The following is a 20,520-nucleotide window of genomic DNA, read 5'->3' as shown; positions in this document are numbered from 1 at the left end:
GTTTCCTACACACGCGGGAACCGGCGCTGAAGCGCCTCGGCGGCCGGGCACGCCGACCATCCCCGCACACGCAGGAGGGGAAAGACGCAGTGCTCCTAACGGGAGCCATTCCCGCAGATTGGCGGGAAGCCCAGCGAGGGCCGAGGCTACGCCTTGCGGCCCCGCCAGGACCAGCCCGATACACGTCACTGCCCGCCGCGGCGCCGCATCAGGATCCTCAGGGTCGCGCGGGCATCACGCCGGCGCTGCGGGGAGCGAAAGAGCACGGACGAAGCCGCCACCGACACCACCGCCACGCAGTAGGCGAAGGCGGTCACGGCGGAGAGAGCGACACCCGCCCTGAAGGCGGGTTCAACAACGCTCTGCAGAACGGACATACAAGTCCCCCTCAGGTAGCGGCCGGAGGTCCTCTCCCCCGGCGCGGTCCCACAGATATCCACCTTCCTGAGGGCGTTCAGCAGACTTCACAGCGCCGAAAAAGCTGCATAAGCACTGGTCAGGGGCCAATTGAAGATGCGTTCAGAGAACTCTTCCGCAGACGATGCCGCCGACGGTGCCGGGCAGATACCGACGTTCATGACCGACCTGAAGGCGTTGTTCAAGGCCGCCGGCGGCGGCAAACCCGGTCTGACGTACACAGACCTGATGCGTGAGGCTGCGGCGTCCGGGTTCAGCGTGCCCAAGTCCAACTTCACCGCTTGGATGAACAAGAACCCGCCGACCGAGGAACGTCACGTCGAGTACGTGATGACGAAGCTCATCCCCGACTTGAAGGCAAGGGCGGCTCGCCGCTCGCCGGGCTACGTCCAGATCTCTGAGGGGTCCTGGGCCGCTCGGCTCGCAGCCACGCAAGAAGCCAGCGGGAGCGGGCAGGGGGGTCGCGGCCCCCGCATTGGCGCAGCCTCCCCAGGGCGGCTGCTGGGCGGTGCGTCCCCGGCCCTCCTGGATGTCCTGCCCGTCGACTTCGTGGGACGCGAGGAGGAACTGACCCACCTGAAACGCTTCGTCACGGCTCTCTGCGGCTCTCCTGCCTACCTGTGGTGGCAGGCAGGGCCATGGGCCGGAAAGACGGCGCTGCTCTCGTGGTTCACCGCCCGTCGCCTGCCTGCTGGGGTCGATGTCGCGCACTACGTCATCGCCGGCCGTCTGGGCACCGACCGCCGTGACGGCTTCGTCCGTACAGTCGGAGCCCAGTTGGCTGCCGCGGCCGACGGCAGACGCCGGCCCGCCATCGATCTCAAGCAACCTGACCTGGGCCCTCTGTACGAAGCAGCGGCCCGGGAAAGCGCGAAGCGTCATCGGCGTCTCGTCCTGATCGTCGACGGGCTCGATGAAGATGCCGACGCGGGCCCCGACGAAACCGGCATCGCCGGGCTCCTGCCCAAGGACCCGCCCTGCGGAATGCGCGTCATCGTGGCAGGGCGGCCCCACCCGCGCATGCCGCGGAAGTTGGCGGCGGACCATCCCTTGCGAGTCCCTGCCATCGTCCGGCTGCTGGCCGACTCTCCCGCGGCGCGCATCATCCGGGATGCCGCCCTGACGGAACTGCACGCCCTCCTGGACGACGACCTCGGACAACATCTGCTGGGCCTGCTGGTTGCGGCACGCGGGGCCCTCACCGGGGCAGATCTCGCCGAACTCACGGAGCTCAAGCCCCATGAAGTGCGGGACAAACTCGGCGGCGTCACCGGCCGTTCCCTGGCGCCCACGCGCACCGATCTGCTGCCCCTGCACGTGCGCACCGAGGCCCAAGCGGAAGCAGGACGGCAGACATTCGTACTGGCCCATCAAGAGCTCCACGCCACCGCGCACGAGGCCCTCGGCCGCCGCTTCCTGGCCGCACGCACCACCGCCCTGCACCACTGGGCCCGCCAATACAGCGACGAAGGCTGGCCCCACGACACCCCGAACTACCTACTCACCGGCTACACCCGTCTCCTGCACGAGCACGGCGACACCGAACTCCTGACCGCGCTGGCGCTCGATCCGCGGCGCCAACTGCGCCTCATCCAGCGCGCCGGCCCGGACGTCGCCCTGCTCCACCTCAACCTGGCCACCCCACCCCGCACTGGCCAAGAGCGGCCGCTGAGCACCGCCGCGGCGATCGCCGCTTCCCGGGAGATGCTGCTGCCCCACGTGCAGCCGCTTCCCACCGCAGTAGCACTGACCATCGCCCGGCTCGGCGACGCGCCGCGGGCCCGCGCCCTGACCAGCACATCAGGGCGCGCCGTCGACAAAACGCTAAACCTGGCCGGCGTAGCGCGCGTGCTGCAGTCCATGGGGGATGAGCAGGCCGCTGCCACGGCCCAAGCGGCCGGCCGGTGGGCCCGCAGGGCACTGCACGAGGCGGGCCGGTTCGGTGTCAGCGCCGACGAGGCGCAGGGCGCAGCAGGGCAAGCGGCCCTCGCCCTGCTGGAGACGGCCCAACAGCCCGGCCGCGGACGTACACACGAGGCTGGCACCCATGGCCGACCGGGAGCGGGCGGGGACCGCGCTCGTCAGAGCCTCTTCGAAGACGGCCTGGCCCTGCTCCGCTCCACCCACGGGACGGGGGCAGCCCGCATAGAAATCTGGGCGCAGGCCATCCATCTGCTCACAGCAAACCATCCCGAGCAGGCCAGAGAGCTGTTGGACACATTGGAAGAACAAGCTGAAGATCTCGCCTGCCAAGAGCCGGCCGACGCAAGCTCCGCAGCCGCCGCGATTCAGCTCTGGCAGACAGCAGCGTCCGCGGCGCCCGACCGCGCCAACCGCCTCGTGGACCGCATCCTGACCCACGCCCAGGAGGTCTGGAACGAGGCGCCCACCCTGGAAAACATCGCCACTCTCGCGACCGCCACCCTCTGCGCCGCGCCATCCCATCCGACACAGGCACAGCGCCTCGCGAACACCGCCTGCCGCCACCTCGAGCATGTACTGAGCCCGAACGCTGCGCCTTTGACGCCTCCGGACGCCTTTCACGCCGAGTTCGGATTCCGACACACCGTCGCCCTCCTCTCGCAGGCACTCGCCGACGTCGGGACACCGACCGAGCAGGTCACCCGCGTGCTGGAACTCGCAGGCCTCTTCCTCCCGGCCAAACCGCAGGACCATCACGAGCAGCTGGCCCGAAACGAGGACGAATTCCCCACTGCAGCCGTCCAACTCGCCGAAAAAGCATTTCGCCTGGCCGGCCAGGCTGCCAGCCACGACGCGGAACACTGCCTGGATCAGGCCTTGGCCCTTCTGCCCACCAGCATCCCCGGAAGCGGCCGCGCCCCCGTGTGGCTACCCGACCTGGCAGGCGCCCTCATCCGCAGCAACGCAGCCGCCGACACCCAGCCGCTCATCGACCTGGCCCAGCACCCAGCCGACCACGTGCGCCTGCACGCCGCCATGGCCCTGGCGTACACAGACACATACCAGGCCGACGCAGCACGCCGCCACGCGCACGAAGCAGCCCGTGCTACCGACCCAAACTGGCCCTACGCCGCACAGGCATTGGCAAGCGCCGGCGAGGCGCGGGCTGCCCTGGACCTCATCAAGGAGCATCCGCAACCGCGCCATGTTGCCACGCGGGCGGCCTGGCGGAAAACCGACCGGGCCGCGCGCATCGCCGTCGCCGCGGAACTCACGACACACGCCCCCCACATCTCCGGTGAGCTGATCCTTCCGCTGCTCCAACGTCTCGAAGCCTCAAGCCGCACGATCCGAAGCAATGGCCTGCTGTCCGCACTGGCCGAACTTCTGCCCGCCGCGGCCCACCTCCCGCCCGAGCCACGACAGCTCCTTACGGCCGTGATGGAACAAGCGCGTGACCAGTCATCGCACAGCAGCCCACACTCCTGGCAGCCCGAAGACGTCCTCGTCCACGCATTCCTGCGCATCGAAGCCGGCGAACATCCTGCCCTGCAACTGACCTGGCTGACACACGACATGGCCAGTCGCGGACCCGAACACTTCCCCACCCCAGCCCTGGCCGTCCTCCACGCGGCCCTCGGCAACAGCCGAACCGCCCTGCAGGTAGCACGACAACCCACAGACCCGCTCCTTAAAGCTTCTGCACTCACCGCCATCGCAGCACACCTCGTCCGCCTCCCGGCCCGCCCGCACCCCATGGCCGGACCAACCGCGCAGATCCACTTCACCCGTGCCATCCAGCACCTGGCCCTCGCCGCCACCCCGCCGGCTCCCGACCACGAAGCGGCCGCCACAGCGCTACACCACACCCTGGCCACTCCGGGCTGGCACCAGGCCATACCCATCCTGTCCAAACTCGCCCCCGAAGCCATCCGTGCCATCCGCGACATCGCAACGGCCCATCTCCACGCCCCACCTCAACCCCGCTGACCACCCCCGACAATCCGCCGAGAGGAGCTCTCCACACCGCCGCATTTCGCCGGCAAGTTCGATGCGGGAGCGCCGGCCCACCGGCGTACCGCAGCAGACTCCGTCGGAGGGGATATCGACGAGGTGTTCAGGGCCTTCCTTGCGGTCTCGGGGAACAGCCTCTGCTCCCCGAGACCCTGCCCGGCGGAAGAGAGGAAGACGTCCGCAGGTCGCGCAGTGCGCTCCCCGCACCCGCGGGGATGGTCCCTGAGCGATCCGGCTCGCGGTGTATCCGGTCCTGTGCTCCCCGCACCTGCGGGGATGATCCCTGCTGGAGCGTGAAGGTCATGGTCTCGGTTGGGTGCTCCCCGCACCCGCGGGGAGCAGTCCCTTTCACCGAACCTGGTGCCGGATTTGGCGGGTCAATCCCGCAGGCGCGGGGAGCAGGCCACGCCGATGTGGTCGTAGGTTGCCCGCGCCGGGGCCATCCCCGCGGGCACAGGGAGCAGCCAGCATCACCGCGACCAGCGGTCCAGTTGATGGGGCCATCCCCGCCTGTGGGGAGCAGTCGAGCGCGTCAATCGTCAGCTGGTACTCCTGGGGTCCATCCCCGCGCGTGCAGGGAGCAGACGTACGAGCACCACTGGGTGCATGATCTGCGGGGTCCATCCCCGCGCGGGCGGGAAGCAGCGCTGGAGGTCCTCGAGCCGGAGCCAGTACACAGGTCCATCCCCGCATGCGCGGGGAGCAGGCGGCTCCCCGGTCTCTGCCTGCGGTGACGTCGGGGCCATCCCCGCGAATGCGGGGAGCAGTCCACCTCAGTGCAGTTGCTGCGGCGTTGCCAAGGTCCATCCCCGCGCGGGCGGGGAGCAGTCGCAACGGATCGTCCCCGCCGCCGTGTTGATGGGACCACCCCCGCGCGCGGGGAGCAGCTGGCCGGGTTCCGGATGCGGTGGGCCTCGGAGGGACCATCCTCGCGAGCGCAGGGAGCAGGACCACGCCACCTCTACACAGGCGTCGTTGTCGGGACCATCCCCTCAGGCGCGGTGAGCAGACCAAGGCGTCTCTCAGCCGGCGGGCGTTCGGGGGATCCATCCCCACGTGTGCCGGGGGGGCAGGTCTGAAGAGCGGGTCCATACCCGCACGTGCGGGGAGCAGCTGGAAGCCTCCGGCGAGCGCGTCGATACGAAGGGGCCATACCCGCACGTGCGGGAAGCAGTCTCGCAGGAGCTGGTGGCGGCGCCACTTGAAGGGTTCATCCCCGCGCGCGGGGAGCAGTTGCCCCAACCCAGGTTGTTCGGAATCGCCCAGGGGGCATACCCGCAGGCGCGGGGAGCAACCGCCGGGGTCGACGTAACCGCGGAACCGGCAGGGGCCACCCCCGCGTGCGCGGGGAACAGTTGACGATCGCCTCAACGGTGACCTTCTTCTTGGGGCCATACCCGCGGGTGCGGGGAGCAGACCTTACCGCCCTGGAAGGTCTTGGGTGCCGTGGGGCCCATCCCCGCGGGTACGGGAAGCAGAAGGCAATACCTACAAGCCGTCTCCCACTGCCGGATCCATCCCGCGGACGCAAGGACCAGTTCGCCACGACGAGGAACACGTAGGCAAGGAGGAGCCCACCCCTGCACATACGGGGAGCAGCCCACGTTGACTCCAGCCCCGGCGTACGCATCGGGTCCATCCCCGCGTGCGCGAGGAGCAGTCGATGGCGACGTACTCGAGCGGGTCAGGGTTGGGTCCATCCCCACGTGTGCGGAGAGCAGGCCGACGGTGAGACCGAGCTCGTTCTCGATGAGGGGCCATCCCCGCAAACGCGGGAAGCAGCCCTTCCCGTCGGCGAATTCCTCGCCAGTCTGGGGACCATCCCCGCGTGCGCGGGAGCAGGAGCCCTTCGCGAGCGCGGCCCGTACGACGGAGGGTCCATCCCCGCGAGCGCAGGGAGCAGCCAATTGGGCATCATCTGTGCTTCCCCAGTGCGGGTCCATCCCCGCAGGCGCGGGGAGCAGATGGTCGTCGCGCTCGCCTTCGCCGCGTTGGTGGGACCATCCCCGCAGGCGCGGGGAGCAGGTATTCACCCCGCCCGATCGGCGCTGCTGTCGGGGGCCAACCCTGCGGACGCGGGGAGCAGTGCACCAGCCGGCCAGCTTCGCGCGCGTTGAGGGATCCATCCCCGCGGGCGCGGGGAGCATGCCACCAAGCCCGTGTACCACACCCGGCTGGAGGGTCCATCCCCGCATACGCGGGGAGCAGTGCGCTGGGTCCCTAGACGCGTTGACCGCCCACCCCCGCGTGCGCCGGGACAAGAACCAGTAGAAGCGCATCTGGCACCCGGAGCCGGGCTCATCCCTGCGGGCGCGGGGAGCAGGTCAGGGCTTCCAGGGTGTCGGCTGTCGGCTTCTGCATGAGCACTCTGCACACCGTGTGGTTCCAATTCTGCCTGGCCCGTCTCTATCACGCTTTGACCGGGCACCTGCCCTTGCGCGTGATGACCTTCCTCGACGACGCCCACCAGCGGGCGTGTTCCGACAGTCCGGAACGATGTACGAGTTGCGCCGGTACTTGGCCGACTGACAGAACGTCGACTTTCCTGGTTGCACGCAAGCCCGGGACAAACGTCGTGCCGCAGAGCGACCCACGGGAGCATCCCCGCGTGCGCGGGGAGCAGTCGGTGCCGTACAGTCCGTCGGCCGGGTCGTGGGGTCCATCCCCGCGTGTGCGGGGAGTAGTTGTCGCGGGCGGCGGCGACGGCCGTGGGCGAGGGTCCATCCCTGCGTGCGCGGGGAGCAGGCGTTCGGGGCCTTGCCTGCGGCGAGTTTCAAGGAGCCATCCCCGCGTGCGTGCGCGGGGAGCAGTCGGCGGTGCCGTGCTTGCCCACCTTGAAGGGGGGGGTCCATCCCCGCGTGCGCGGGGAGCAGGAGTACAGGCCTTCCCATTCCACGGGGAACTCGGGTCCATCCCCGCGTGTGCGGGGAGCAGCCCGGCTACCTCGATGGTCTCGACGCTGAGTCGGGTCCATCCCCGCGTGCGCGAGGAGCAGTTCAGGATCCGGTGCTGCAAGGTCCCGTGCTGGGTCCATCCCCGCGTGCGCGGGGGCAGTGACCGGACTTGAGGGCCTCGGTCGCCAGCTCGGGTCCATCCCACCATGCGCGGGGAGCAGTGCGGCGGCCGCTCAGCAATCGTGCTCATGCGGGTCCATCCCCCGCGTGCGCGAGGAGCCGCTGTCGCCGTTCAAGATCATGGTCCCGGCGTGGGGCCCATCCCCGCGTGCGCGGGGAGCCGTCTCGCTGACCTGCGCGTTCAGCGAGCGCGGCACTCGTTCTCAGCAAGTTTCCAAGAATCAGACATTTCCACCCCCGGTTACCAAGACACCAAAGGCAGCGTACGCACACCAGGCCCCGCCGCGGGGCCCATCAACGCAGCATCGCTCCACGTCAGCCCACAGGCCGCGGGAAGCCGTCTCAGGCGGTTCCCATACGAAAGAAACGCACTACGGATCCACCCCGCGGCGCGAAAGGGCAACCCGAAGTAGGCGCTCTCCCCGTACTGGGAGCCATCTCGCATGCGCGGGGAGCAGCGGGCCGTCGACAACGCAAGAGCCGCCCAGTAGGGTCCATCCCCGCGTGCGTGGGGAGCAGGCGTCTGCGGGCAGGGGCATCAGGCCGTACTTACCGGTGGTCGGCCTGTCCCGACTCCGGGGTAGCACGGGGGGGGCAGCGTAGGGGGTGGGGCTATTCCCCATACCACGCGAGGCGTGTGGCCCATCTGTTGAAGTCTTCCAGGGGCAGTTCCTGGGCATCCTTCAGCTTGTTGATATCGCCGTCGCAGTCGCAGAATCCCTGTGCCAATAGTGGGTGCCCTTCGGAGGGACGGGTGAGTTGCCGTTCCAGCCATGCGTCCGCGTGGCCGGTAAGCGTCCATCCCGCCCGTCCGGCGCATATGAGGAGCTCCGTCCATGCCTTTTCCTGCGCTGTACACGGTGTTGAGCCGGAGAAATTCGAAGCGTTCCCAGGCATCGGTGTAGGCGGTCAGGCTGAGGGCCAGGTGTTTGGTGAAGGCGGGGCGAGGCTGCTGGTAGAGATACTCGGAAGCATTTCGATGAGCGAGCACGGCGTCTGGGCCGAGGAGGAGGGCGACCGGAACTGCGGGGCGGCCGTTGGCGTAGCGGTCTGGCGCGTGGGTGACCATGGCGGCGGGAGCACGGACGAGGCCAGGAGGCCGCCGTCGCGGCTGGGTTCCGCGAGCTGTTCGATGTCGTTGATCCACCAGCGGTCGGTCTCGTTGCTGCCCCAGTAGGCGCAGGTGGCCACCAGAGCGAGCAGACGCTAGGTCTCGGCGTGGAGCGTGTTGAGGCGGTGGTCGTGGCTCGTTCGCCGGTTACGTTCCAGAGGCCCTGGCGCAGGGGGAGGTTGGTGACGCGAGTGAGCTCCCTGCCGAGGGTGTCGTGCAGCGAGATTGCCTGCCGGGTTCCGGCCAGGGCGCGTTTGGCGGAGGCAACGGCGATGGCGGTGTGGACCGGGCGTTCGCGTGCGATGTCGGTGAGCGCGTTGCACTGTGCGGTGTCTCATCGGTTCTCCCGCAGCCGTATCCGGGCTGCCGTGTCAGTGGCCGCGGTTAACCTCGAGGGCTTCGACGGAGGAGGACGTGTTGACGTACGGTTCGCTGACGGCGGAGGTGCCGCTGGGCCCCTTCGAGGCGTCTCCCATCAGGGTCTGGTCCGCGCCGGGCAAGGCAGCCAAGCTGCATGCCACGGATCACTGTTCCCGCATACGCGCCGGCCGCGTCACGCCGACCGAGCTGCCGCTGCGGGCGGTGGTCGAGCGGATGTGCCCGCAGTGCGCGAGGTACGGGCCGTGGGCCCGGCCGGGAACCGGAGTCGGTTTGTTCCTGGGTGCACTGACCGGTCTGGGCCTGCTGCACGAACTCGGCAGCTACGGTGAGGCCAACGAGGACACCTTCACCGACGACGAGGTGAAGCAGGCGGCCGTCCTGCTCCTGCAGGCGCCGCAGGGCGATGGGGAAGACCCCGACGCGGGTGAGGACGACGACGACTGGCGTGAAGGACAAGAGGCCCAACAGGTACGCGACTCGGTCGTGGGCCAGTGGCGCAGCGCAGCAGCCAGCCTGCACCGTTCCCACCGCCTCCTTGCTCTGTTTCCCTGGCTGAAGCCCTGGGCCGATGCCGGTATGCGGCTCAAGGCCGAGCATGTTGCTTTGCTCCAGCAGCAGGCAGGCCAACTGCTTTCCCGGGAGGCGCTCACAGCGGCGGCCGGCGTAGCGGCCATGGACACCCCGGATCTGCCCGCCGAGGACCCGGTGTTTGCCCTGCTGGGCGCGCCCACGGCGGTAGAGGCGCAGTTGACATCGCTGTGGCGGCGGTGGAGTCGTCAGGTAGCCGACAGTTGGGAGCATCCTCGCGAACACGACTACCTCGTCTACGACCTCGTTCGCGGGATCAGCAGTCGGCGCAAGGGGCGGGATGCGGCGCTGGAGCGTGCACAGGAGCTGGTGGCGTCCTGGACGCTCGCGCTGCGGACGGATGCGGCCGGTGAGCAGGACGAGCGGATGCTGCTGGTACGCCTCCCGGAGCAGGGGCTGGATGATCCGCTCGGCCGTGACGAGGCTTTCCTCGGCCGTCTGAGCGAGTGGGAGCTGGGCGTGCTCGCCTGCTGGGCCACCGACGCGGACTGGGAAGAGTTGACCGTGACGCTGCGGGTGCCCGAATCTGTCGCAGCCCGTCTGCTGTCCCAGCCTTCGGCGCTTTCGTGCCTGACGCCCGAGCAGGCCGTCGCCCCACAAGACGCGGCACCGCAGGTGCCCGCCGAGGCGGTGGGGCCAGGGGTGTTCGACGACACGCCGGTCAGTGAGCGGCGTGCGGTCACCGCAGGTGATCTGCGGGCCTTGAGGACCATCTCGCGGGAAGCAGATCAGCTGTATCTGGTGCTGTCCATCGAGGCCGGACCCGAGGTGTTGCCGCTGTCCGTGCTGGAGGCGCGGGTCGTCCGCGGAGGCCGGTACGTCGTCGTTGTGGCTGCTGGTGATCTGCCCGACGCACTGGTGGCGGCCCGGCGTGAGGAGTTCACAGCCGACGCCGTTGCGGATGATGATCCGGTCTGGATGCCCCGCATCCACCAGTCCAGCCACCCGGACTTCGGCCGCAGCCTGGGCGCGTCCGAGGGTGAGCGGCTGGTGGTGCGCCTGGCCCAAGGACGCTCGCGCCCCGATGCAGCACTGCGCTGTCTGCTCCTTTCTCGCGGAATGGCGGATCTGCGCGATCTCGGGGACCGGTATGACGCGAGCGGCGAGCGCCGTGATCCGGTGCCCTTCCCTGTGTGGGACGGGCTGCTGGCCATGGAGCAGCTGGATCTGTGGCCTTTCAGGCCCGTCGGGGGGGAGGATGCATGGCATGGAGGGTCGGGTCTGCCGCTGGGCGTCCTGGCATCCGTGCAGCTGTACACGACGGATGCTGCAGGGCAGTTCGAGGGCCGGGCTCACTCCCCTGGCTGCCAGCACCGGGATCGTGACCGTGGTCTCACGCGGTACTACGACCTGGTGTCTGTCGGGCAGATGCTGAGCGCCGAGCAGTTCGACCCGTGCAGTAAGTGCGGCGGCTACGCCACTCGCCGCCTGTCGACGGCGCAGGTCGCCTACTACCGTGCGGCGCACCAGGTACACGACCTCGCCCAACAGGTCCGGTGGGTCTTGGGCCGTCCTGGCCGGGGAACGGACACCGCCGTGCTCCTGGCCGAACTCAAGGAATGGGGCGCCGCCACCTCGCCTGACGGCTGGTTCGACGCGGACGGCGAGGAGAGGCAGTGGAGCCGCTTCATCCGCCGTCTCCTGCAGCAACTGGAAGCAGCAGTCGCCGCTCCCCGGCCTTCGTCGTAAATCGCGTCCTTGGGGCGGGTATCCGCCCCCAAGGCTCCGTACCCGAACGGCTGCTGAGCCCCTGGCGATACGTGCTCGTACTGCCACCGGCATCAAGGGCGAGGCGTTGGGAGCACCCCCTGTTGCGCAGTATCTTGGCCCAGCTCGGGCCAGGGAACACCCGGTGTTGACTCTCCCGGGTCCGGGCATCGCAGGCGCCAGGGCCCCAACTCCATGGCCCCACTGATCTGTTGATCTTCGCCCCGGCCGGGGAGAGGTCCGCTGCGGACCGCGCACGGTGGCGCACATTTTGAGCTCAGGGGCGGCGGTCTGATGCCGCTGACTGACGCCGGCACCCGGCGCCGCTCGGGCGTCGCCCCCGGTGCAGGGCGGTATCGAGCTGCCGAGGAGGAAAATGCCAGGCACGGTGACGCGTGGGGTGTTTACCGTGGACCCCCATGACGACGACAACCGCGCGGCAGGAACTTCAGGACGCGCTGGAGCGGGTGGTGCGGCGGTTCCGCGGCATGACGGCACAGGAGATCAAGGTGCTGTCGCAGCAGTTGGCGGGGGGCCGCACGCGGACACGTGGTTCCAATCCGCTCCTCGACATGCTGGCGCGTGGTCGGGTGCTGGAGCACCTGGTTCAAGCCGAACTGCCTGATGCTGCGGCATCATCCGCCGCAGTGGCGGGCTACGAGGACAGGACCCCGTGGCGACCGCGCCTGCCGAACTCGTCAGCGGGCGACAGAAGCCCGGCCCTGCAGATCGCACGCGCCTGTCTGAAGATCATGGCGAGCAGTGACCGGTTCATCATTCCCGAGGCCGTGGAGCGGGCTGCCGGCTACGTGTGCGGTCCGCAGCTTGCGGACTGGGTGTACGTCTGTGTCAACGTCACCCTCGAGGGCGCTCCGTCCGCCGACATCGGTGGGTAGCAGCTCGCTGCGTTCGACTACGCCGGTGATCCGCTGCTGCCGCTGACGGGAGCGCCCGGGGTAGCAGGTGATCTGCTGGCACCGCGCGCTCTGCACGAGATGCACGGCTTCGGTCTGCTGCGCCGCCCGCTCACCGGCGACCCGGTGCCGGTGGAGGACGACCGCCCACGGGTGCTCGTGTGGCCGATACTCGCGCTCAACCTCGCTCTGGCGGAGCCGGTCGTGGCCAGCCCGCGCTACCTGATGGAACCGGGCCGCCATGTCCTTGGCCCGCACCTGGGCTGGCCTCTTCCGTCCGAAGTGTCCCGCTGGGGATACACCCTTGCTCCGCAACGGCAGTGGCCGTCCTATCTGATCGACCGCCGGCAGGAGAGGGACGTTGCCGCGTTTTGCCGCGCGTTCCTGGCCGGCGTCGCAGGGCTCGACGCCCGGTGCCTGGATCAACTCGCGCGGGCTGCCGACCACTTCCTCTTCGTCAACTGCTACGTCCTGGGCAACTCCGTCGGCGGAGCTGCGGCCTCACCCTTGCACCTGAGCGAAGCCGCCTTGAATCTCACCATGGCGCTGGAGAGCCTGCTGGGCGGCGGGGACGGTGGTCACGCTGACCTGAGCCGCAAAATGCAGTCCCCGCGAGCACGGGGAGCAGCGCTCACCTCCTACTTCTCCCTCTTGGGGGTGCGGGTGCATTCCCGCGTGCGCGGGGAGCAGGTCCAGGTCATGGCCGAGGGCGCCTCCACGCAAGGTCCATCCCCACGTGCGCAGGGAGCAGCTGGGAGCGATAGCGGCCAGGGTGCAGTCGTGGGGTCCATCCCCGCGTGCGCAGGGAGCAGTCGAGCGCCTCAATGGTCAGCTCAAACTTGCCGGGTCCATCCCCGCGTGCGCGGAGAGCAGGACCACACGTAGGCTGCCCATTCCGGATGCGCGGGTCCATCTCTGCGTGCGCGGGGAGCAGCCTCATCGGCCAGCTCCCGGCGCTCCCGTTCGGGGTCCATCCCCGCGTGCGTGGGGCAGGCGTCTGCGGGCAGGGGCATCGGGCCGTACTTACCGGTGTCGGCCTGTCCCGACCCCGGGCTGGCACGGGGGGGCAGCGTAGGGGGTGGGGTTATTCCGCATCCCACGCGAGGCGTGTGATCGTCTGCCGAGGTGGGAGTGCTCCGGGGGTCGAGGGACGCTGGGCCCAGTCGTGAGACTTTCCTGGATCCCGGCCCCTTTGAGCCCCTGACAGCACACGGCGCCTGTCAGCCTCGGCAGTTGGCGCTGGTGGGCTGCGATCGGATGGTGGGGCGTTTGGTGCGGCTCAGGCAGTTCAGGGCAGCACGACCTGAGCGGTGTACTGGGGTCGAGGAGCGTGCTTTCCCCCCAGTTAGGACCAGTTGGGGTTGTCGGCCGTGCGGCCTGGCGATATGCCCGCAAGCCACGCACCACAGCAGCAAATCCATCTGGGCGGCGACGTCTGAGAAGGTGGTGACTCCCCTTCACTGGCCGATGGCCGGGATTCGGTGGCGGTGGCGGGCGCGGGAGAAGCATGTGCCGCCCTTCTACCCCTCCAGCAGCGCCCGTTCCAGGTCGCGCCAGGACAGGGCGGACGTGGCGGCAGGGCGGACGACGGTGAGCAGGCGGCCGTCCATGCAGGCGTCGAAGCGCCCCTCGGTCCGGGCCAGACGCTCGCGCACCGCAGCCTGTCGTGGCGGCTGCTCGGCGAGGACCCCCAACAGGACCTCATGGCGGGCCGGGCCCGTAGCATCCGCCGCCGCCCAGGTCCCCCCGGACGGGAATGCCGGCCAGCGCGGCGCCGTTCGCTGCGGGAGCCGTCTCGTACAGCCACTCCATCACGCCCGCGGCCTGCTGTGGTGGCGAGCCCGGAGGAACACGGGCGCCGCCCTCGTGCGTCTTGGGGACCTCGGGAAGCAGATTGCGTACTGTCCGCCGCCCGTGCGAACTGTCATCCGGTGCCTCTTCGGAAGCGAGGCGGTCTACCGCCAGCCCCGGAACCTGTGGCGTGCGCCGTCGCGCTGCCCGTTGCTCACGCGGCTCGTCCAGGGGGAACCGCGTCGCTGGTCCCTCTTCCCCGTGTTCCTTTATCCACTGGGCGTTCAGCACGTCGCTCCAGGGGCCATCTTCGGGCAGGAAGATATCGACCGCGATGCCGGAAGGGCCGATCCAGACCCAGCTCATGAATTAGGTGTGGTCCTGGTGCGCGGCGGACCACGAGGCCAGTTCGCGCAGCCGTTGCTTCTGGGTGGCAAGCAGCCGTTCGGGCAGCAGTTGCGCGGCGCGGCGGTGTCGGCCGCGGGCCTCACCGGCCACGGGGCCGGTGGGCAGATGGAACAGCAGGTCGGGGCGGACTCCGGTCGGTCGGTAGTGGCCGAGCAGGTGTTTGGGCAGCGCGTCGAAGTTGTGGAGGGCGTGCGCTCTGTCCTTCCAAGCGAACAGGGACTCCCCTGCCGCCGTCAGCATTCCGAGCTCCGAGCCCTCGTTGACGAAGCTGCGGATGTGCCGGGAGCTGGCCTCGAACGCTGGGTGGTCAACGCGAAAGCGAACTGCCGCCGCCTGGCGCGTGAAGGTAGCTGGCCATCAAGCTGTCCGGCTCTCCACCGAGAATCGCCATACCCGGGCCCGTACGGTGTTCACTGCTCCAGCTCCCTGACATCTCGCGAGACATGGGCATCATCTGCCTGGCTCATCATGCTCCCAGATCGCACTGACACCGGGGCAGCTGACCGGCGAGGAGCAGCAGGCGTCGTCGGGCTCGTGGCCGGCTAGTCGAGCGTTGCGAGAGCCTCCTTGCCAGCAGCGACACCCCTGCTGGATCCTGGCCGCAGCGAGCGATGGTCTACCTTACGTACTTCGGTCCGTGGATCGACAAGCCCACCATCGTGCCAACCAAGACCCTGGCGGGCCCATCCGCGCGTGCGCGGCGAGCAGCCCGACCTCGATCGTCCTCCGAATCCGATCTAGTGGTCCATCCCCGCACGCGCGGGGAGCAGGAGGTCACGCCGTCGCTGATCGCCGCCCAGCTGGGTCCATCCCCGCGTGCGTGGGGACCAGTCAGCAACGAGGTGGAAACCGTGCCCAGACACGGGCCCATCCCTGCATGCGCGGGAGCAGTTCACCCAGGAGACCGACGGCCGGGCGGCCCGGGGCCCATCCCCCCCGTGTGCGCGGGGAGCAGGCGTTCACGGCCGAGTTGAAGGTCAGGATGCGGGGTCCATCCCCGCGTGGGCGGGGAGCAGTCTCGCTGGCCTGCGCGTTCAGCGAGCGAGGAGTTCCTTTCGAGCATCTTTCAAAGAATCAGACATTTCCATCTCCCAGTTTATGAGACACCAGAGGCAGCCTACGGCGGCCTTCCGCCCTCATTCCGCCAGCGTCGGCGTCCCGAACCGGCCGGTAGCACACAGTGCTTGAGCACCTAGGCACGGAAAACTCCGACGGATGGCGCGCCTGACCGTGCCCGCCGACCAAACCGAACCGTCAGCCAACTGGCCCTCGCCAAGCAGCAGTACTGCCCTTTCTTCGACTCCCCCCTGCGCCTCGACGGCGCGCAACTGCACCTGGAAGCCCGCGCCGCCGCTGAAGGCGCCGATATGCTCGCCTACCTCTCCGTTACAGCGCGCTGGGCCCCATCCCTGCATGCGCGGGGCGAGTCTTCGGCGGCCATGTACTGGACCCACGCGTGGGGGGGAGCAGGACGGGTCACCGTTCGTGGCCTTGACGTCCCCCGGCCCATTCCCACGCGCGTGGAGCACAGGTATTGGACCGGCGCCACGTTCTCTTCCGTGCGTCCGTCCCCGTAGGTACGAGGAGCAGGCCCGGCACTCGACCATGTCCTTCTGCCGGGAGGATCCATTCCCGCATACGCGGGAGCAGCCCACTCCGTACGCGTTCGGCCGACGTCGTACGAGCACATCCCCACGCGCGGGGAGCAGGAGCCCGGCGTGTACGTCAGCCTGCGTCTACTGGGTCCATCCCCGCGCGCGCGGGGAGCAGTTCCGCGAGCACCGTCGGGCCATCGTGGCGTCGGGTCCATCCCCGCGTGCGTGGGAAGCAGCAGGCCGAAGACCCCCGGTGCCCGCGTGGGCAGGGTCCATCCCCGCGTGCGTGGGGAGCAGTGGATCAGCGACAACCGCAGGGTCCTTCTCCGAACTACCGGGGCGTCCCGTGATCCGGCGACGGGACGATCAGTCCCGAGAGGAAGGGCCGGAGAACGGCTGCGAACGGCGCGGGTGTTAGTTTCATGCCCGTGTTAAAACACCAGGATGAGACCAGGGCGGCCTACGACGGGGTCGTCGAGCTCTATGCGTCGATGTTCACTAGTCGGTTGGAGACGCAGCCGTTCGCGCGGAACATGATCGGCACCTTCGCCGAGCTCGTGCGCGATTCGGGGAACCTGCGGGTAGCCGACGTCGGGTGCGGACCCGGTCATCTGACAGCCATGCTGCACGACTTGGGGCTGGACGCCTTCGGGCTCGACCTCTCCCCGGCCATGGTCGACCACGCTCGGCGGGCCGAGCCGGCGCTGCGGTTCGACGAAGCGCGCATGGAGGCCTTGCCGGTCGAGGACGGCGCGCTCGGCGGGGTGCTGGCCCACTACTCGATGATCCATACCCCACCTGGAGAATTGCCCGCACTGCTCGCTGAGCAGGTGCGTGTCCTGGCACCAGGGGGTCTGCTCCTGGTGTCCTTCTTCGGGACGGAGGGGCCGGAACCGGTCCGCTTCGACCACAAGGTGGCGCCCGCTTATAGCTGGCCGGCGGAGCAGTTTGCCGAGTTGCTGGCCGGTGCCGGCCTTGTCACGGTGGCTCGGTTGCTCCACGACCCAGCGTCCGAGCGTGGCTTCCTCGACACCCACTTTCTGGCCCGCCGCCCGTAGAGCGTGCCCGTGGCCTGGGTCGGGGTGGTGTAGATCATCCGCGTGGATGAAGCTCGTCCGCGCCGCCGCGTTCTGTGCCGATGTCCACTGAGCATCGCCAGAGGTGACCACCGTCCTGGTCACGAAGGCTCCGGCGGTGTGGCCACGGTAGTGGTGTGAGCAACGATCTCCCGGAAGGTGGGAATTCCCAGGTCAACGGACTCCTGCTGCTGGGAGATCTGTACGTCGAGCTGGCTGAGTTTCTCCTCGGCGCCAGCCAGGCTGATCTGGAGACCTTCGACCTCGCCGAGCCAGCCTTCCGTCTCGGCTTCGGTGACTCGGGCGATCAAGTTGTCGCGGATCTCGGCAAGCCGTGCCCGTTGGGCCGGGTCAGGTCGGAGGAGTGAGCATCTGACACAAGCGTGTTCATGAATGCATGGGGTCCCGAAGGCGCGTGCGCAGGTACCGATGGACACCTTCCGTTTCTCGAAGTGGGCGAGGAAGGCGTCCCACTCCTCGTTCGTCGGGGTCCGGTATTCCTCGCGGGGACGAAGTGATCGACGGCGGGCGATGAACGCGCGGTGGGCTTCGATGGCGTCCGCCGGGTAGATGGCGTTGTAGCCCATCGTGGTGTTGATGTCGGAGTGACCTGCAAGAACTCACGAGTTAGTTCGGTTAACGGGCCGCGGATTAGACCGTGGGTGTGACAGTGGTCCCAGACAGTGGCAGGGCGGCCGGGTTCACAGGTCGCGCACAGGTAGTCCGCTGGGCTGGGGCCACGTTCCCGAACCCGGGTATACAGGGCGCCCTGTAGTTCTCGGTTGTAGCGGCGTAAACCTGCGACTGCGCACGCAGTGCAGATGATCTCCCGGCCCTGGGCCGTCGGGGTGCGCCAGTTGCCCTCGAGGGTTACGGCTCCGCAGCCCTCACACTGCTCAACGGCCGTTCGCAGCGTCCGCTCGGCCGCGTCTCTTGCGTCAAGGATGACGGCGAGGGCGCGAGGAACCGTCCAGGACGTGCCGCTCCATACGAGCGCACGCACCGGTTGTGTGCACGCGATGGTGTAGTTCTGATACGGCTGAAGAAGACAGTCTGAAACGGCGTGAGCGCACTGCTGCGTTACCGGTGAACGCAGCCGGTCGCCGCCGCAGCCACTTCCCGCGCCGGCACGGTCAATGACATGCGCTACTTCGGTGCGCCAGCCACGCAGCGTTCCGACCGATTCGAATGCCTCTTGTTCAGCGGGCTGGAGGCACACACGATCTTCGGAGTCCCAGGGGATCTGCACCAGTGTCTGCCCTGCTTTGGGTACCTCCGCCATGATGAACTGCCACTGACCGGCCCGCTTATACGTTCTGACCGGCACGTGCCCGAAGAAGACGAAATCATGCGGAGCACGGTCCTTACGTCGGAATCCTTCGGGCTCCAAGGGGATCGAGCAGCTAGCTGTCGCGCCGGCCATATACCACGCTGCCGTCTTCTGATTAATCATCCGGCCAGAATGACACTGGCCACTGACAGGTGATGGACGTTGGCTTGCTCCTTCGCCTCCGTCAGCCCCTCTTGAAGCGGCTTCTCCACCCTTCAAATCAAGATCAAATTTCCCCGCCCCTGAGCATTCCAATTCCAAAGAATTATCCGTGGATTTGAGACATTCTCGATAGAGATGCGACACCCCAGGTCACGGGCTTGCCGCAGAGGCTCCCGGGAGCCCTGATACTCCATCAGGGCAGGTCAGTCAGACTGAGGGCTCTGCCTCAGTCTGTGTGAGTGCAGTTGAGATGTTGCAGTTCACAGCGATGGTCATGTCTCAACTCTACGAATAACCGACACCCCGGGACGCGGCGACGATCGCGGCGTTCCTGCGCACCCGCGTGTACCGGCCGGAGAGCTTGGTGTGGCTGGAGGGCTACCAGGCCCTGCTCCGCTGGCGGGCAGAAAACAAGATCACCGGCCTGTACGCCGTCCCGTACGACACCGAGACCCAGGTCAGCGTCGCCAAGGACTTCCCGCTGGGCAGGTGGGTCCACCAACAGCGCAAGGCCTGGCGGGCGGGCGAGTTGGAGGAGCGGCGCAAGGAGCTGCTGGACGCCGAAGAGACCGGGATGGTGTGGGAGCCCGGCGAAGAAGCCTGGGAGAGCAAGCTCGCCGCGCTGCGCTCGTATCGACGCGCCGCGGGGCACCTCGCTCCGCGCCAGGACGCGGTCTGGGGCGAGGGCGAGGCGATGGTGCCCGTGGGGCAGCACATGGCCAATCTCCGCAGGAAGGGCGGCCTCGGGAAGGACGCGGAGCGGGCGGCGGAGCGCACAAAGCAGCTGGAGGCGATCGACCCGGACTGGAACTGCCCCTGGCCGCTCGACTGGCAACGCCACTACCGCGTCCTCGCCGACCTGGTCGACGCCGACGGCGCCCTGCCCGACATCGCCCCCGGCGTATTGATGGACGGCGACGACATCGGACGGTGGCTGGAGCGGCAGAAGCAGCCGGTCACATGGGCGCAGCTGTCGACCGAGCAGCAGGAGCGGCTGTCCAGGCTGGGTATCAAGCCCGCTGAGGCGCCATCTCCGGCTCCGACAGCAACGCGTGCGACGAAGGGCCCGGGCAAGGCACAGCAGGCGTTCCAACGCGCCTTGCGGCCCTCGCGCAGTGGGTGGAACGGGAAGGCGCGGACCGGCCCGTACCGCGCGGCCACAGCGAAGAGATCGTTGTCGACGGCGAGGCGGAGCCCGTGGCCGTCAAGCTGGGCGTGTGGGTCTCGAACACGAAATCGAGGTGGGACAAGCTCGCCTCCGAGCAGCAGGCCGCCCTGGGCGGGCCGTGGGCGAAGGCCGCACCGGTGCCGAGCCAACCCGACAACCCGGATGCGACGGTCGACCTCCCCGTCCAGCCCGCGCTGTCGGACGCGCCGGCGCAGGAACACCACGACCGAGGCGACACCGCGGCGGAGGAAGAGCGCCAGACTCAGGCAGCGTGGGGCACCGAGCGGGTGGAGCGCATGAGCGAGCTGATGCGCAACCACACCAAGGCCGAACTGCTGCGCATGGCCTACGCGGGCGGCCTGGTGAACCACAACTCCCCCGAGAAGTGGCGCAAGGACGAGATCGCCTCCGCCGTCGTGGATATCGAACTCCGGACCACCGCCCGGCACGCCGCAGACACCGCGCGGCCCGTTGCGGCGAAGCGCCTGCCGCAGCAGGCCCACCATGACGAGTGCGAAAAGACGCTGTACGAGGGCGCCACCTGCACCTGCGACCTCATCGAGCAGTACGGGCCGCCCTCCGAACGGGACGTCTACCGAGACGACCCCTGCCTGCGCCCTCCCCACAGCACAGGGCGCCAGACCCCTTCTTCAGGCCTGGGGCCTGTGCTGTCCGCGCGGAATCAACTCAGCTATGCGGATCAGTAGTTGACCTGGAAAGGAGGCTTCACCACCACGACCAGCCCTATGCACGGCTCGAACCCGGGCTAAGGGCTGTCCCGGAATCCGGTACCGGGCTGGTACGCCACTACCCCCAGAGTGGGAGGTGTCAGCTACTGGCCTTGGCGCTTGCGTTCGACGCC

Annotated in this window: 9 protein-coding genes and 2 pseudogenes; 5 read left to right on the top strand and 6 right to left on the bottom strand. The window is 68.6% G+C overall.

What is annotated here, in order from left to right; all coding sequences use genetic code 11:
* Window positions 1–185 precede the first annotated feature (185 nt).
* Complete coding sequence (locus ACF062_RS38290) at window positions 186–377, bottom strand: hypothetical protein (RefSeq protein ID WP_392144718.1); 192 nt, start codon at window positions 375–377, stop codon at window positions 186–188.
* Window positions 378–576: 199 nt separating this feature from the next.
* On the opposite strand from ACF062_RS38290, the gene ACF062_RS38285 reads away from it, so the two are divergent.
* The 3 genes from ACF062_RS38285 to ACF062_RS38275 all read left to right on the top strand — a co-directional run bounded on the left by ACF062_RS38285 (window position 577) and on the right by ACF062_RS38275 (window position 12,110).
* Window positions 577–4,329, top strand: a complete 3,753-nt coding sequence (locus ACF062_RS38285; protein WP_392144716.1) for a hypothetical protein — start codon at window positions 577–579, stop codon at window positions 4,327–4,329.
* Window positions 4,330–8,952: 4,623 nt separating this feature from the next.
* Entirely contained in the window at window positions 8,953–11,196 is a 2,244-nt protein-coding gene (locus ACF062_RS38280; RefSeq protein WP_392144714.1) for a hypothetical protein, read from the top strand.
* A 437-nt stretch (window positions 11,197–11,633) separates the two neighbouring features.
* On the top strand, window positions 11,634–12,110 hold the full coding sequence (locus ACF062_RS38275; RefSeq protein ID WP_392144712.1) for a hypothetical protein: 477 nt from the start codon (window positions 11,634–11,636) through the stop codon (window positions 12,108–12,110).
* Between the two features lie 1,538 nt (window positions 12,111–13,648).
* Here ACF062_RS38275 and ACF062_RS38270 read toward each other — a convergent pair.
* Genes ACF062_RS38270 through ACF062_RS38260 form a run of 3 tightly spaced genes read right to left on the bottom strand, consistent with a single transcriptional unit; the run spans window position 13,649 to window position 14,567 of the window.
* Window positions 13,649–13,822, bottom strand: coding sequence for a hypothetical protein (locus tag ACF062_RS38270; RefSeq protein WP_392144710.1), 174 nt, complete (start codon window positions 13,820–13,822; stop codon window positions 13,649–13,651).
* Between the two features lie 7 nt (window positions 13,823–13,829).
* Window positions 13,830–14,285 (bottom strand): hypothetical protein, encoded by a 456-nt coding sequence (locus ACF062_RS38265; protein WP_392144708.1) that lies wholly within the window; start codon window positions 14,283–14,285, stop codon window positions 13,830–13,832.
* Window positions 14,286–14,288: 3 nt separating this feature from the next.
* A complete protein-coding gene (locus ACF062_RS38260) occupies window positions 14,289–14,567 on the bottom strand; it encodes a hypothetical protein (protein ID WP_392144706.1) in 279 nt (92 codons plus the stop codon).
* 1,783 nt (window positions 14,568–16,350) lie between these two features.
* Here ACF062_RS38260 and ACF062_RS38255 point away from each other — a divergent pair.
* A complete protein-coding gene (locus ACF062_RS38255) occupies window positions 16,351–16,980 on the top strand; it encodes a class I SAM-dependent methyltransferase (protein WP_150478924.1) in 630 nt (209 codons plus the stop codon).
* Window positions 16,981–17,099: 119 nt separating this feature from the next.
* On the opposite strand, the gene ACF062_RS38250 is transcribed toward ACF062_RS38255, so the two are convergent.
* On the bottom strand, window positions 17,100–17,585 hold the full coding sequence (locus tag ACF062_RS38250; RefSeq protein WP_392144704.1) for an integrase: 486 nt from the start codon (window positions 17,583–17,585) through the stop codon (window positions 17,100–17,102).
* 59 nt (window positions 17,586–17,644) lie between these two features.
* Window positions 17,645–18,280: pseudogene (locus tag ACF062_RS38245) on the bottom strand (hypothetical protein); the annotation flags it as partial.
* Between the two features lie 508 nt (window positions 18,281–18,788).
* Between ACF062_RS38245 and ACF062_RS38240 the strand changes: the two are divergent.
* Window positions 18,789–19,783 (top strand): annotated as a pseudogene (locus ACF062_RS38240) (helicase associated domain-containing protein); the annotation flags it as partial.
* Between the last annotated feature and the right edge of the window lie 737 nt (window positions 19,784–20,520).

Origin of the sequence: Streptomyces sp. NPDC015345 (assembly GCF_043078805.1) — a bacterium.
GTDB lineage: Bacteria > Actinomycetota > Actinomycetes > Streptomycetales > Streptomycetaceae > Streptomyces.
Note: the sequence above shows the minus strand (reverse complement) of the source record. Positions and strands in the feature narration are given on the sequence as shown.